This window comes from Pseudomonas sp. R-28-1W-6 (genome assembly GCF_009799925.1).
GTDB lineage: Bacteria > Pseudomonadota > Gammaproteobacteria > Pseudomonadales > Pseudomonadaceae > Aquipseudomonas.
Map to the genome: position 1 here is coordinate 63362 of NZ_WELK01000014.1, position 13862 is coordinate 77223.

Genomic DNA, 13862 nt, shown 5'->3' on the forward strand with positions numbered 1-13862 from the left:
CGAGAACGCCGCCATGCTGTTATCCCTCGAACCCCGTATCCAGCAGTCGCGCGCCATGCTCCTGCTGTCGCCGCTGCTGGCCGGGGTGCTCACCCTGCTCAGCGGCGCGCTGCTGTTCGCCGTGCTCGGCCACGATCCGCTGGTCACCTTTCATACCCTGCTGATCGCGCCGGTCAGCGACTTCTACGGGGTCTCCGAACTGCTGATCAAGGCCCTGCCGATCCTGCTCTGCGCCTTCGGCCTGGCCGTGGCCTACCAGGCGCGCATCTGGAACATCGGCGCCGAAGGCCAGTTACTGATCGGCGCCCTGGCCGGCAGCGCGGTGGCGGTCAACATCATCGGCTGGGACTCGCCCTGGGCGCTGGCCTGCGTACTGGCCAGCGGCGTGCTCGGCGGCGCCGCCTGGGGCGCCCTGGCGGCCTGGCTGCGCACGCAGTTCAACGCCAATGAAATCCTTACCACCATCATGCTCAACTACATCGCCCTCAACCTGCTGCTGTTCTTCGTCCACGGCCCGCTGAAGGACCCGCACGGCTTCAGCTTCCCCGAGTCGGCCATGTTCGGCGACGCCAGCCGCCTGCCGCAGCTGTTCGAGGACGGTCGCGTGCACATCGGCGTGTTCTTCGCCCTGTTCGCCCTGGTGGCGGTGTGGGTGCTGCTGCAAAAAAGCTTCATCGGCTTCCAGATCAAGGTGCTCGGCCTGGACAAGCGCGCCGCCGGCTTCGTCGGCTTCCGCGAGAAGAAACTGGTGTGGCTGGTGCTGCTGATCAGCGGCGGCCTGGCCGGGCTGGCCGGGGTCAGCGAAGTCAGCGGGCCGATCGGCCAGCTGGTGCCGCAGGTCTCGCCCGGCTACGGCTACGCGGCGATCACCGTGGCCTTCCTCGGCCGCCTCAACCCGCTGGGCATCCTCTGCGCCGGCCTGCTGATGGCCCTGCTCTACCTGGGCGGCGAAAGCGCGCAGATGAGCCTCAACCTGCCGCAGTCGCTGACCGAGCTGTTCCAAGGAATGATGCTGTTCTACCTGCTGGCCTGCGACGTGCTGATTCTCTATCGCCTGCGCCTGAACCTGAAATGGCGCCAGCGCGCGGTGCTCAGCGAAGCGGCGGCTTCCTGATGCACGGCTATCGACCCAATTGCGTGGGAGCGGCTGCAGCCGCGATTGCTCCTGCAGGCGCCTCAGGTGCCGGCATCGCGGCTAAAGCCGCTCCCACAGGTTACCCACCTTCGTTCACCTGCCGCCCGCGGCGCGCAGCCTGAGGCTTCGACTATGGATCTCGATCTGGTAAGCAACATCCTCTTCGCCATGGTGCGCTGCGGCACCCCGCTGCTGCTGGTCGCCCTCGGCGAGCTGGTGTGCGAGAAAAGTGGCGTCCTCAACCTCGGCCAGGAAGGCATGATGCTGTTCGGCGCGGTGATCGGCTTCATCGTCGCCCTCGCCACCGGCAGCCTGTGGCTCGGCGTGCTGCTAGCCTGCCTGGCCGGCATGCTGCTGGCCGCGCTGTTCGCCCTGGTCGCCCTCGGCTGCCAGGCCAACCAGGTGGCCACCGGCCTGGCCCTGACCATCTTCGGCGTCGGCCTGTCGTCCTTCGTCGGCGCCGCCTGGGTCGGCAAGCCGCTGGCCGGCTTCGAGCCGATCGCCATCCCGCTGCTGGCGGACATTCCGCTGCTCGGCCACATGCTGTTCCAGCAGGATCTGCTGGTCTACCTGTCGTTCGCCCTGTTCGCCCTGGTGACCTGGGTACTGCTCAAGAGCCGCCTCGGCCTGATCCTCCAGGCCGTCGGCGAGAACCCCGATGCGGCCAGCGCCATGGGCCTGCCGGTGCTGCGCGTGCGCACCCTGGCGGTGCTGTTCGGCGGCGCCATGACCGGCATGGCCGGCGCCTATCTGTCGCTGGCCTACACGCCGATGTGGGCGGAGAACATGAGCGCCGGGCGCGGCTGGATCGCCCTGGCCCTGGTGGTGTTCGCCAGCTGGCGGGTGCTGCGCGTGCTGCTCGGCGCCTACCTGTTCGGCCTGGCCAGCATCCTCCACCTGGTGGCCCAGGGCATCGGCGTGAGCATCCCGGCCAACCTGCTGGCGATGCTGCCCTACGTGGCCACCATCCTGGTGCTGGTGGTGCTCTCGCGCGATGCGCTGAAGACCCGCCTGTACGCCCCGGTGTCCCTCGGCCAGCCGTGGAAGGCGGGGCATTGAGAATGCCATCGCGGCTGAAGCCGCTCCCACAGGGCTGCAGACGGCTTTTGTGGGAGCGGCTTCAGCCGCGATACGGACTTTCAGAGCCATACAGCATCCCAGAACGGGTAATCGCCAAGCCGCCCAACCAAACCGGCCCGCAGCGGATTGGCCACGCTGTAGCGAGCCACCGCCTGAACATCCTCTTCACGACGCAAGGCGCGATCGTGATAACCGCTCTGCCACAGACGCCCCGAACGGCCAAGGGCCTGGTTGAGCACACGCGCACTGCGCCCTTTGACGCGCTGCATGAGTTGTTCGACCGAACCTTGCTGCAAAACAGTCAGCCAATGGAAGTGATCCGGCATGACTACCCAGGCCAGTGAGTCGACCAAACCCTCGTCCTGGGCGCGACGCAACTCGGCGATGAGCAGGCGCGCGCAGGTGAAACCGGTGAAAACGGCCCGCCGCTCATGCACGGTGCAGGTCAACAGATACAGCCGCTGGGTTTCGGAGTAACGACCGACACGCAGTCGGCCCGAATGAGGTTTTATCGAGCGGGGCATTCCTTTGCTCCAGGGTAATGACATCCACAGTATAGGGTTGCCGGTTTATCGCGGCTGAAGCCGCTCCCACAGGGTTGCAGGTCGCTTGTTTGGGAGCGGCTTCAGCCGCGATGGTCACCGCCCCGCGCCTCGGCGCCCCTGGATCAGCAGACAGGGCAACACTGAGCTGGCCAACCTGAACATCACTGTCAGAGGAGCCGGCCATGCCCGCACCACGTATCTGGATCAAGAACCCGCAAGCCATCTTCACCGCCAATGACCTGGACGCCCGCGGCGGCCTGGTCGTCGAGGGCGCGCTGATCGTCGAACTGCTGGGCGCCGGCCAGGCCCCCGCGCAACCCTGTGCGCAGGTGTTCGATGCCAGCCAGCACGTGGTGCTGCCGGGGCTGATCAACAGCCATCACCACTTCTACCAGACCCTCACCCGCGCCTGGGCACCGGTGGTCAACCAGCCGTTGTTTCCCTGGCTGCAGGCCCTCTACCCGCTGTGGGCGCGACTGACCCCGGCGCAGCTCGCCCTGGCCTGCCGCGTGGCCCTGGCCGAGCTGCTGCTGTCGGGCTGTACCACCGCCGCCGACCATCACTACCTGTTCCCCCAAGGCCTGGAGGAGGCCATCGACGTGCAGGTCGAGGCCGTGCGCGAACTGGGCATGCGCGCCATGCTGACCCGTGGTTCGATGAGCCTGGGCCAGACCGATGGCGGCCTGCCGCCGCAGCAGACCGTGCAGCAGGGCCAGGTGATCCTCGACGACAGCCTGCGCCTGATCCGCCGCTACCACCAGCGCGGTGCCGGCGCGCAGATCCAGATCGCCCTGGCGCCCTGCTCGCCGTTCTCGGTGACCCGCGAGATCATGCAGGCCAGCGCCGAACTGGCCGCCCAGCAGGACGTGCGCCTGCACACCCACCTGGCCGAGACCCTCGACGAGGAAGCCTTCTGCCAGCAGCGTTTCGGCCTGCGCACCGTCGACTACCTGGACAGCGTCGGCTGGCTCGGCCCGCGCACCTGGCTGGCCCACGGCATCCACTTCAATGCCGAGGAAATCGCCCGCCTGGGCGCCGCCGGCACCGGCATCTGCCATTGTCCGGTGTCGAACATGCGCCTGGCCTCGGGCATCTGCCCGACCCTGGCGCTGCAGGCGGCCGGGGCCCCGGTCGGCCTGGGCGTGGACGGCTCGGCCTCCAACGATGCCTCCAACCTGATCCTCGAGACGCGCCAGGCCCTCTACCTGCAGCGCCTGCGCTATGGCGCCGAGCGGATCACTCCGCAGCTGGCTCTGGGCTGGGCCACCCGCGGCTCGGCCAGGCTGCTCGGGCGCAGCGATATCGGCGAACTGGCCGTGGGCAAGCAGGCCGATCTGGCCCTGTTCAAGCTCGACCAGCTGCGCTTCTCCGGCAGCCATGATCCGCTCGCCGCGCTGTTGCTGTGCGGTGCCGAACGTGCCGACCGGGTGCTGGTCGGCGGGCGCTGTCGGGTGCTCGACGGGCAAATCGAGGGCCTCGACCTCGACGCACTGATCGCCGCCCACCGCCTGGCGGCGCGGCAACTGGTCGGCGGCTGAAGACTGGGCGACGCGTGCCCGGAAGCCTTGCACCAGTTTCAGGCCAAGTGCCGCTAAAACGCGCCGTTATTGACCGGCAAGACAAGTTTTATCCGCAGCCACGGCCCGCAGCAGTGGGCCATCGCCGCCAGCCGAGCTTATTTGTCTTGTTGGTCAATTTTTTGCATTGGTCGTCACGCCTCTTTCGGCCGCCCCCATAAAAATTCGACACGGAGCACCGCACCCTATGTCCACACCGTCCCTCAAAGCCCTGGTTCGTGGCGTCGCCGCCGCCATCGGCCTGACCGCATCCCTCGGCGCCCTGGCCGCCGACCCGCTGAAAGTCGGCTTCGTCTATGTCGGCCCGATCGGCGACCACGGCTGGACCTACCAGCACGAACAGGGCCGCCAGGCGCTGCTCAAGCAGTTCGGCGACCAGGTGGAAACCAGCTTCGTCGAGAACGTGGCCGAAGGCGCCGACGCCGAGCGGGTCATCCGCAACATGGCCAAGGGCGGCTACGACCTGGTGTTCACCACCTCCTTCGGCTACATGAACCCCACCGCCAAGGTCGCCAAGCAGTTCCCCAAGGTCACCTTCGAGCACGCCACCGGCTACAAGCAGGACAAGAACCTCGGCACCTACCTGGCCACCTCCTATGAAGGCCGCTACGTCGGTGGCTTCCTGGCCGCCAAGATGACCAAGAGCAAGAAGGTCGGCTACGTCGCCTCCTTCCCGATTCCGGAAGTGATCCGCGACATCAACGCCATCCAGCTGGCCCTGGACAAGTACAACCCGGGCACCGAGATCAAGGTGGTGTGGGTCAACTCCTGGTTCGACCCGGGCAAGGAAGCCGATGCCGCCAACGCCCTGATCGACCAGGGCGTCGACGTGGTGTTCCAGCACACCGACAGCCCGGCGCCGATCCAGACCGCCGAGCGCCGCGGCGTCTACTCCGTGGGCTACGCCTCGGACATGGCCCACTTCGGGCCGAAAGCCGTGCTCACCTCGATCGTCAACAACTGGGGCCCGCACTATGTGAAGAGCACCCAGGCGGTCATCGATGGCACCTGGAAGCCCCAGGACTACTGGGGCGGCCTGAAGGAAGGCACCATCGAACTGCCGATCAGCGACCTGGTCCCGGCCGAGGTGAAGGCCGAAGCCGAAACCATCATCGCCAGCATCAAGGACGGCTCCTTCCACCCCTTCACCGGCCCGATCCTGGACCAGAGCGGCGCGGTCAAGATCGCGGCCGGCAGCACCGCCAGCAACGCCGAACTGGCCGGCATGAACTACTACGTCAAGGGCATCACCGCCGAGATGCCGAAGTAAGCGACGGCACTCGTAGGAGGGGCTGGGCGCCACGACGCTTGTGCGCAGTCGCGGCCAAGGCCCCTCCTACGGCTTTCTGTGGGCACAGCTATTGTGGGAGCGGCTTCAGCCGCGATTGAGCAGGCAGTATCGAACTGGCCCCGATCGCGGCTGAAGCCGCTCCCACCCAGACCAAGCCATAGCAAAGCAATCCGCGCCGTCCCTTTCCCCCGGAAAGAACCGCGCACCAGGGGCGCCCCGCATTGCGCCCTTTTCGCTGCCCTGGGTACGAGAAGACTCGCAGCACCTACACCCCTCCAGGAGCATCCATGAACTCACTCCCGATCATCGACATCGCCCCCCTTTACCACAGCGACCCGGCGGGCTGGCCGCAGGTTGCCCGGCAGATCGACCAGGCCTGCCGCCAGTGGGGCTTCTTCTACATCAAGGGCCATCCGATCAGCGCCGCGCGCATCGCCCAACTCAAGGCCGCCGCCGTGGACTTCTTCGCCCGCCCGGATGCCGAGAAGCTGCGCATCGACATCACCCAGACCCGCCACCACCGTGGCTACGGCGCCATCGCCACCGAGCAGCTCGACCCCAGCCGGCCCAGCGACCTCAAGGAAACCTTCGACATGGGCCTGCACCTGCCCGCCGAGCACCCCGAGGTGCTGGCCGGCAAGCCGCTGCGCGGGCCCAACCGCCATCCGGATATCCCCGGCTGGCAGGCGCTGCTGGAACAGCACTACCTGGACATGCACGAACTGGCCAAGACCCTGCTGCGCGCCATGGCCCTGGCGCTGGGCATCGAGCGCGACTTCTTCGACCGCCGCTTCGAACAGCCGATCAGCGTGCTGCGCCTGATCCACTACCCACCACGGCAGACCGCCAGCAGCGCCGCACAGCAGGGCGCCGGCGCGCACACCGATTACGGCTGCGTGACCCTGCTCTACCAGGACGACGCCGGCGGCCTGCAGGTGCGGAACCTGCAGGGCCAGTGGATCGACGCGCCGCCGCTCGACGGCACCTTCGTGGTCAACATCGGCGACATGCTGGCGCGCTGGAGCAACGACCGCTACAAGTCCACGCCGCACCGGGTGATCAGCCCGCTAGGGGTGGACCGCTACTCCATGCCGTTCTTCGCCGAACCCCACCCGGACACCGAAATCAGCTGCCTGCCCGGTTGCCAGAATCCTGAACATCCGGCCAAATACGCGCCGATTTCCTGCAGCGACTACATGCTCTCGCGCTTCGCCGAGACCTACGCCTACCGCCGCGAAGAGGCCAGCGCGTAGAACCGCACGTGCAGGAGGGGCCTTGGCCGCGACTGGATCCGCGCGGTGCGACCCGCTCGATCGCGGCTGAAGCCGCTCCCACACAAGCGCAATGGCGACGGTTGGCGCACAAGCGGTCGCACCTACACCACCCATTTGCTGGTGTGGGAGCGGCTTCAGCCGCGATCAGGGCCGACTCGGTGCTGCCTGCTGAATCGCGGCTGAAGCCGCTCCCACAGCGCCACACCGATTAAACTGCACCCATTACGCCCGACCACGAGACTACCGCCATGTACGACTGGCTCAACGCCCTGCCCAAGGCCGAACTGCACCTGCACCTGGAAGGCTCGCTGGAACCCGAGCTGCTGTTCGCCCTGGCCGAACGCAACCAGATCGCCCTGCCCTGGGGCGACGTGGACAGCCTGCGCCAGGCCTATGCCTTCAACAACCTGCAGGAATTCCTCGACCTCTACTACCAGGGCGCCGACGTACTGCGCACCGAGCAGGACTTCTACGACCTGACCTGGGCCTACCTGCTCAAGTGCCAGGCGCAGAACGTCATCCACACCGAGCCGTTCTTCGACCCGCAGACCCACACCGACCGCGGCATCCCCTTCGAGGTGGTGCTGCGCGGGATCAAGCAGGCCCTCGACGATGGCCACAAGCAGCTGGGCATCAGCCACGGCCTGATCCTCAGCTTCCTCCGTCACCTGCCGGAAGAAGCCGCGTTCAACACCCTGGAACAGGCCATGCCGTTCCGCGATGCCTTCGTCGCCGTCGGCCTGGACAGCTCGGAGATGGGCTTTCCGCCGCGCCTGTTCCAGCGCGTGTTCGCCAAGGCACGCAGCGAAGGCCTGCTGACCGTCGCCCACGCCGGCGAGGAAGGCCCGCCCGAGTACATCTGGGAAGCCCTCGACCTGCTCAAGATCGAACGCATCGACCACGGCGTGCGCGCCATGGAAGACGAGCGCCTGATGCAGCGCATCATCGACGAACAGATCCCGCTGACCGTCTGCCCGCTGTCCAACACCAAGCTGCGCGTGTTCGACGACATGCGCCAGCACAACATCCTGCAGATGCTCGAACGCGGGGTGAAGGTGACGGTGAACTCCGACGACCCGGCCTACTTCGGCGGCTATGTCACGGAAAACTTCGCCGCCCTGCACGACAGCCTCGGCATGACCCAGGACCAGGCCCGGCGCCTGGCGCAGAACAGCCTGGACGCGCGCCTGGTCAAGTGATGCCTGTGCCCCGGCAGAGTCCGGGGCACAGGCATCGATCGCCGCAGTACGCCACACGATGGCGCAAAGTTGCGCCAGCTTGAGGCACGCAAACCCGCTGCCTACGGCCCACCCGGGCCAGCGAGCCGACCAGGCAAGCCTGGCCGCTGGCCGGCTACCCCGAAAGACACGAGCGGCGCCCGGCTTTTTGATTTTTCTGTCCGCATAGACAGGAACTGGCGCCGTTCTTGCTCATACAAGAAAGCCTGACCAACACGACAGGTTCAAAACCATAATTCGACCATTCAGGAGCACCCCCATGAAGCGCACCGCAACTTCCCTGATGCTGGCCGGCGGCCTGCTGGCCACCGGCCAGGCCCTCGCCGGCGACCTGCTGCAGTGGCAGGACAACAGCCTGACCTACCTCTACGGCAAGGACTACAAGGTCGATGCGCCGATCCAGCAGACCCTGACCTTCGAGCACGCCAGCGGCTGGAGCGTCGGCGACCTGTTCATCTTCGTCGACAGCATAAACTTCAACGGCAAGGGCAACGACGACGGCCACGACGACAGCTCCCTCTATGGCGAGTTCTCGCCGCGCCTGTCGCTGGGCAAGATCAGCGGGGCCGACCTGTCCTTCGGGCCGATCAAGGATGTGCTGCTCAGCACCACCTACGAATTCGGCGAGGGCGATGTGGAGACCTACCTGATCGGCCCGGCGGTGGACCTGAACATCCCCGGCTTCGACTACTTCCAGCTCAACACCTACCTGCGCCAGACCGAAAGCGGTCGCCCGGGCGACAACGTCTGGCAGATCACCCCGGTGTGGAGCTACACCATCCCGGTCGGCAACTCCGACCTGGTGATCGACGGCTTCATGGACTGGATCGTCGACAACGACGTCAACGACAAGGGCGAAGCCCACGCCAACCTGCACTTCAACCCGCAGATCAAGTACGACCTGGCCAAGGCCATGGGCTGGGGCCAGAAACTCTACGTCGGCATCGAATACGACTACTGGAAAGACAAGTACAGCATCGAAGACAGCGGCTTCGTCAGCGACAACTTCGTCGGCCCGACCGACCAGAACACCTTCAGCGTCATCGCCAAGGGCCACTTCTAAGCGCTCGCCACGCCCTGGGGTGCGCCGCGCGCAGCAGGTACGCACGACGCCCCCTAAGGCAGCGCATTCGGCTTGATCCAGATTCAGCTTCGGTTAAGACTCCCCGGCTACCCTGCCACGCACCTCGCCAGAAGACGCGAACCGGAGAAAGCCTGATGACCTGGAAAAACAACGAATCCCGCTACGGCAGCCTGTCCATCGGCCTGCACTGGCTGATGCTGATCCTGATCGCCGGCGTCTATGCCTGCATCGAACTCAAGGGCAACTTCCCCAAGGGCAGCGAACCGCGCGAACTGCTCAAGCAGTGGCACTTCATGCTCGGCATGGCCATCTTCGCCCTGGTTTGGCTGCGTCTGCTGGCACGGTTAGTCGCGCCCACGCCGCAGATCGTCCCGGCCATTCCAACCTGGCAAGCCATCCCCGCCAAGCTGATGCACCTGGCCCTGTACCTGCTGATGATCGGCGCCCCGCTGGCCGGCTGGCTGATCCTCAGCGCCGCCGGCAAGCCGGTCCCGTTCTTCGGCCTGGAACTGCCGCCGCTGGTCGACAAGAACCCCGACCTGGCCGGGCAGATCAAGGAACTGCACGAACTGGCCGGCACCGCCGGCTACTGGATGATCGGCCTGCACGCCGTCGCCGGGCTGTTCCACCACTTCGTCAGCCGCGACAACACACTGACCCGCATGCTGCCAGGGCGCGGCTAACCGCCAGCTGCGGGAGCAATTCCCCGTAGGAGGGGCCTCACCACCCACGCCAATCCCCCTTGTGGGAGCGGCTTCAGCCGCGATAAGTCGCCCGCCTGCAGCGCCTTTTCGCGGCTGAAGCCGCTCCCACCCACGCGGGCTTGCCGATGCACTTCGGCAATCGCCCCCCATCTTCCTATAAAGCAGGCAAATGGCACCTCGTAACGCTGGCCAAGCCTCGCCAGCGCCGCTAGAATTGCGCACTTTTTGATCAGCGGCGCCGCCCAGAGCGCCCGATGAGGTTAGCCCCATGTCCACCGCCACCCCGAAAGTCGGCTTTGTCAGCCTTGGTTGCCCGAAAGCCACTGTCGACTCCGAACGCATCCTCACCCAGCTGCGCATGGAGGGCTACGAGATCGTGCCCACCTACGAGGATGCCGACGTGGTGGTGGTCAACACCTGCGGCTTCATCGACAGCGCCAAGGCCGAATCCCTGGAAGTGATCGGTGAAGCCATCGCCGAGAACGGCAAGGTCATCGTCACCGGCTGCATGGGCGTGGACGAAGGCAACATCCGCAACGTGCACCCCAGCGTGCTCTCGGTGACCGGCCCGCAGCAGTACGAGCAGGTGGTCAATGCCGTGCACGAGGTGATTCCGCCCAAGGCCGAGCACAACCCGCTGATCGACCTGGTGCCGCCGCAAGGCATCAAGCTGACCCCGCGCCACTACGCCTACCTGAAGATTTCCGAAGGCTGCAACCACCGCTGCAGCTTCTGCATCATCCCCTCCATGCGCGGCGACCTGGTCAGCCGCCCGGTGGGTGACGTGCTCAGCGAGGCCGAGCGCCTGGTCAAGGCCGGGGTCAAGGAGCTGCTGGTGATCTCCCAGGACACCAGCGCCTACGGCGTCGACCTCAAGTACAAGATGGACTTCTGGAACGGCCAGCCGGTGAAGACGCGCATGCTGGAACTGTGTGAAGCGCTGTCGTCGATGGGCGTGTGGGTGCGCCTGCACTACGTCTACCCCTACCCCAACGTCGACCACGTCATCCCGCTGATGGCCGCCGGCAAGCTGCTGCCCTACCTGGACATCCCCTTCCAGCACGCCAGCCCGAAAGTGCTCAAGGCCATGAAGCGCCCGGCCTTCGAAGACAAGACCCTGGCGCGCATCAAGCAGTGGCGCGAGATCTGCCCCGAGCTGACCATCCGCTCGACCTTCATCGTCGGCTTCCCCGGCGAGACCGAAGAAGACTTCCAGTACCTGCTCGACTGGCTGACCGAGGCCCAGCTCGACCGCGTCGGCTGCTTCCAGTACTCGCCGGTGGAAGGCGCCCCGGCCAACGACATGGACCTGGAAATCGTCCCCGACGAGGTCAAGCAGGAGCGCTGGGAACGCTTCATGGCCCACCAGCAGGCCATCAGCGCCGCCCGCCTGCAGCTGAAGATCGGCCAGGAAATCGAAGTGCTGATCGACGAAGTCGACGACCAGGGCGCCGTCGGCCGCTCCTACGCCGACGCCCCGGAAATCGACGGCAGCGTGTTCATCGACTCCACCAGCGTGAAGCCCGGCGACAAGGTGCGCGTGCGCGTGGTCGACGCCGACGAATACGACCTCTGGGCCGAACTGGCCTGATCGCCCCAACGCAGAAGCCCCGCCCCGCAGCGGGGCTTTGCATTTCTGGCGTGCAGGTTTTTCGTGGAAGCGGATTCATCCGCGATCAAAGCCTGCACAGGGTTGCCTGCCTATCACGGACAAATCCCACAAAACCCTCCCTACACCCGATCCAGCGGGCTGATCACCCCCAGCCCGCCACGATTGAGCACGTGGGTATAGATCTGCGTGGTCTTCACGTCCGAGTGCCCCAGCAGCTCCTGCACCGTGCGGATGTCCTGACCACTCTCCAGCAGATGGGTGGCAAAGGAATGGCGAAAGGTATGCGGCGTAGCGTGCTTGATGATCCCGGCACGCCTGGCCGCCTCACGCACACCGCGCTGGATGGTTTTCTCATGCAGGTGGTGCCGAAAGATCCCCTCGGAACGGGGATCCTTGGAGCGATTGATCGAAGGGAAGACAAATTGCCAGCCCCACTCTGCCGCCGCATTCGGGTACTTGCGCGCCAGGGCGAACGGCAGGTTGGCACGCCCGAAGCCCTCAGCCAGATCACTGCGGTGCAGTACCGCCACCTTCTGCAGATGCTCTTGCAACGGCAGCACCAGCCGTTGCGGCAGCATGGTCACGCGATCCTTCTGCCCCTTGCCATCACGCACCAGGATCTCGCCACGGGCGAAATCGACATCCTTGACCCGCAGCCGCAACGCCTCCAGCAAACGCAGCCCGGCGCCATACAGCAGATTGGCCACGATCCAGCGCACACCCGACAGCTGCGCCAAGACCCTGGCCACTTCATCGCGGCTCAGCACCACCGGTAAATGCTTGGGCTTCTTGGCCCGGACAATGTCATCCAGCCAGGGCAACTGCACCTGCAACACCTGCTTGTAGAGAAACAGCAGTGCCGCCAAGGCCTGATTCTGCGTGGAGCCCGACACATTCTTGGCCACGGCCAGATGGGTCAGAAACGCCTCGATTTCCACCGCCCCCATCTCCGCGGGATGCCGATAGCGATGAAAGCGGATATAGCGCTTCACCCACTCGGCATAGACAGCTTCCGTACGAATCGAATAGTTTCTCAAACGAATCTGCTGGCGCACCTGCTCCAGCAATTTTGGCTTGCCGTCATCCATGTCGTGTTGCTCCCTGAGTGATGTCGCATTTCCCGCGACCTCCTCCAAGCTAGACAAGGACTTGCAGAACGACAAGGAACGTTATCCGACACCCGGCCGGGTGTTATGCGACAGAGATGTCGTCTAATTATAGTTAAGTGTCAGGAGAAAACGTGCAAATATCAGAAGAACAAGTACGACAACAGCTGATCGATAAGCTCTTGGCACTGGGATACCCAAAATCCTCGATTGTCTTAGAGTTGGGATTGGCTATTGGTAGAAATAGCCAAGCACGAATTGATCTCGCAATTAAAGACCCAGACACCAATCAACTTTTAGCAATTTTTGAAATAAAAAGAAATTTGAGGGATATAGATAGTGCAACCCAGCAGGTCTTATCTTATACAAAGTTATTTTCTGGAAGTGTACAAGCATTTATCTACGGCTATATCGATGGATCTGAAAAAATATATTCTGTTAATTCCAAAAATAACGACGTATCTCAGGTTTTCGACCTGCCTAGTTATGACTCTCTTAAAAATGTAGAAACCATCTTAGATCTAAGTAGTAAAAAACAAAAAGCTAGAAAGCAAAACTCTGCTCGAAACTGGTCCACCATAGTTGCGGGCATGACATCTTCGGTCGCTATTGCCGCCACTGCAGCTATGGTATTTGGCCTGTTATTTGATGAAAGTAAAACTTTAAATAATGCGGAACTTACCGAAAAAATTTATTCGATTCAGTCTGAAAGAGAGAATATTGTTAAGGAATTAAACAGCTTAAAGACTGAATTAAAGATAAGCAAAAGCAGCTTGGAAGCGATATCTAAAGTCCCAGATGAACATGGCTGGAAGTCAGAGGCGAGTAGAATTTCTTCATCAATAGAGAGGCTAGATTCTCGCCTAGAAGCTTTAGAGAATGCTATTACTGAAGATCCGGCCAAGGCTTTGGCGGTGCCAATCCTAAGAAAAGACCTAGATAATGCTGAGAAGTCTTTGAAGGCAGAGCTAATTCAAACTAAGTCCGAGATCGATAGGATGTATGACCAAAATAAATGGTTCATAGGATTAATGTTCACGATAGCTCTAAGTGTACTTGGTATGGCTGCCAGCAGTTTCTTTAATAGAAAAGACACTTAACAAATCAATCAACTACGCGCCTTCGGCGCCGGACGCAGCTAAGCTGCGCCGGTTATTGAGGCGTTAGGCGCCACAAGAGAGTCACAGCACAATCGGGAGTCACTAAGTGAGCACAG

12 protein-coding genes are annotated in these 13862 nt (G+C 63.6%); 10 read left to right on the forward strand and 2 right to left on the reverse strand.

The genetic code is table 11. The features are described from left to right. Positions 1-13: 13 nt before the first annotated feature. Both F3I62_RS18685 and F3I62_RS18690 read left to right on the forward strand, forming a co-directional pair. The gene (locus tag F3I62_RS18685) at positions 14-1114 is read left to right on the forward strand and encodes an ABC transporter permease (protein ID WP_160491151.1); all 1101 of its coding nucleotides are present in this window, start codon (positions 14-16) and stop codon (positions 1112-1114) included. A 153-nt stretch (positions 1115-1267) separates the two neighbouring features. Continuing rightward, positions 1268-2194, forward strand: a complete 927-nt coding sequence (locus F3I62_RS18690) for an ABC transporter permease (protein WP_160491152.1) — start codon at positions 1268-1270, stop codon at positions 2192-2194. Positions 2195-2274: 80 nt separating this feature from the next. On the opposite strand, the gene F3I62_RS18695 is transcribed toward F3I62_RS18690, so the two are convergent. Further along, positions 2275-2739, reverse strand: a complete 465-nt coding sequence (locus tag F3I62_RS18695) for a transposase (protein WP_160491153.1) — start codon at positions 2737-2739, stop codon at positions 2275-2277. 203 nt (positions 2740-2942) lie between these two features. Between F3I62_RS18695 and F3I62_RS18700 the strand changes: the two genes are divergently transcribed. From F3I62_RS18700 to rimO, 7 genes are all read left to right on the forward strand, one after another. Further along, positions 2943-4298, forward strand: a complete 1356-nt coding sequence (locus F3I62_RS18700; protein WP_160491154.1) for an 8-oxoguanine deaminase — start codon at positions 2943-2945, stop codon at positions 4296-4298. Between the two features lie 226 nt (positions 4299-4524). Beyond that, complete coding sequence (locus F3I62_RS18705) at positions 4525-5607, forward strand: BMP family ABC transporter substrate-binding protein (RefSeq protein ID WP_160491155.1); 1083 nt, start codon at positions 4525-4527, stop codon at positions 5605-5607. A gap of 308 nt (positions 5608-5915) precedes the next feature. After that, a complete protein-coding gene (locus tag F3I62_RS18710; protein WP_160491156.1) occupies positions 5916-6881 on the forward strand; it encodes an isopenicillin N synthase family oxygenase in 966 nt (321 codons plus the stop codon). A 269-nt stretch (positions 6882-7150) separates the two neighbouring features. Continuing rightward, the gene (locus tag F3I62_RS18715; RefSeq protein ID WP_160491157.1) at positions 7151-8101 is read left to right on the forward strand and encodes an adenosine deaminase; all 951 of its coding nucleotides are present in this window, start codon (positions 7151-7153) and stop codon (positions 8099-8101) included. A gap of 298 nt (positions 8102-8399) precedes the next feature. Beyond that, positions 8400-9203: an outer membrane protein OmpK gene (locus tag F3I62_RS18720; RefSeq protein WP_160491158.1), complete on the forward strand. Its 804-nt coding sequence runs from the start codon at positions 8400-8402 to the stop codon at positions 9201-9203. Positions 9204-9358: 155 nt separating this feature from the next. Then, the gene (locus tag F3I62_RS18725; protein ID WP_160491159.1) at positions 9359-9907 is read left to right on the forward strand and encodes a cytochrome b; all 549 of its coding nucleotides are present in this window, start codon (positions 9359-9361) and stop codon (positions 9905-9907) included. A gap of 289 nt (positions 9908-10196) precedes the next feature. Further along, positions 10197-11519, forward strand: a complete 1323-nt coding sequence (gene rimO, locus F3I62_RS18730; protein WP_160491160.1) for a 30S ribosomal protein S12 methylthiotransferase RimO — start codon at positions 10197-10199, stop codon at positions 11517-11519. A 140-nt stretch (positions 11520-11659) separates the two neighbouring features. Here rimO and F3I62_RS18735 read toward each other — a convergent pair whose 3' ends face one another. Next, positions 11660-12628 carry an integron integrase gene (locus F3I62_RS18735; RefSeq protein ID WP_160491161.1) on the reverse strand — a complete coding sequence of 323 codons (969 nt, stop codon included), beginning with the start codon at positions 12626-12628 and terminating at the stop codon, positions 11660-11662. 152 nt (positions 12629-12780) lie between these two features. Between F3I62_RS18735 and F3I62_RS18740 the strand changes: the two genes are divergently transcribed. Further along, a complete protein-coding gene (locus F3I62_RS18740; protein ID WP_160491162.1) occupies positions 12781-13746 on the forward strand; it encodes a type I restriction enzyme HsdR N-terminal domain-containing protein in 966 nt (321 codons plus the stop codon). The last annotated feature ends 116 nt before the right edge of the window (positions 13747-13862 follow it).

Coding starts and splice junctions, on each gene's coding strand:
- F3I62_RS18710 (WP_160491156.1), top strand. CDS start 5,916: ATGAACTCACTCCCGATCATCGACATCGCCCCCCTTTACCACAGCGAC.
- F3I62_RS18685 (WP_160491151.1), top strand. CDS start 14: ATGCTGTTATCCCTCGAACCCCGTATCCAGCAGTCGCGCGCCATGCTC.
- F3I62_RS18725 (WP_160491159.1), top strand. CDS start 9,359: ATGACCTGGAAAAACAACGAATCCCGCTACGGCAGCCTGTCCATCGGC.
- F3I62_RS18690 (WP_160491152.1), top strand. CDS start 1,268: ATGGATCTCGATCTGGTAAGCAACATCCTCTTCGCCATGGTGCGCTGC.
- F3I62_RS18700 (WP_160491154.1), top strand. CDS start 2,943: ATGCCCGCACCACGTATCTGGATCAAGAACCCGCAAGCCATCTTCACC.
- rimO (WP_160491160.1), top strand. CDS start 10,197: ATGTCCACCGCCACCCCGAAAGTCGGCTTTGTCAGCCTTGGTTGCCCG.
- F3I62_RS18715 (WP_160491157.1), top strand. CDS start 7,151: ATGTACGACTGGCTCAACGCCCTGCCCAAGGCCGAACTGCACCTGCAC.
- F3I62_RS18735 (WP_160491161.1), bottom strand. CDS start 12,628: ATGGATGACGGCAAGCCAAAATTGCTGGAGCAGGTGCGCCAGCAGATT.
- F3I62_RS18705 (WP_160491155.1), top strand. CDS start 4,525: ATGTCCACACCGTCCCTCAAAGCCCTGGTTCGTGGCGTCGCCGCCGCC.
- F3I62_RS18695 (WP_160491153.1), bottom strand. CDS start 2,739: ATGCCCCGCTCGATAAAACCTCATTCGGGCCGACTGCGTGTCGGTCGT.
- F3I62_RS18720 (WP_160491158.1), top strand. CDS start 8,400: ATGAAGCGCACCGCAACTTCCCTGATGCTGGCCGGCGGCCTGCTGGCC.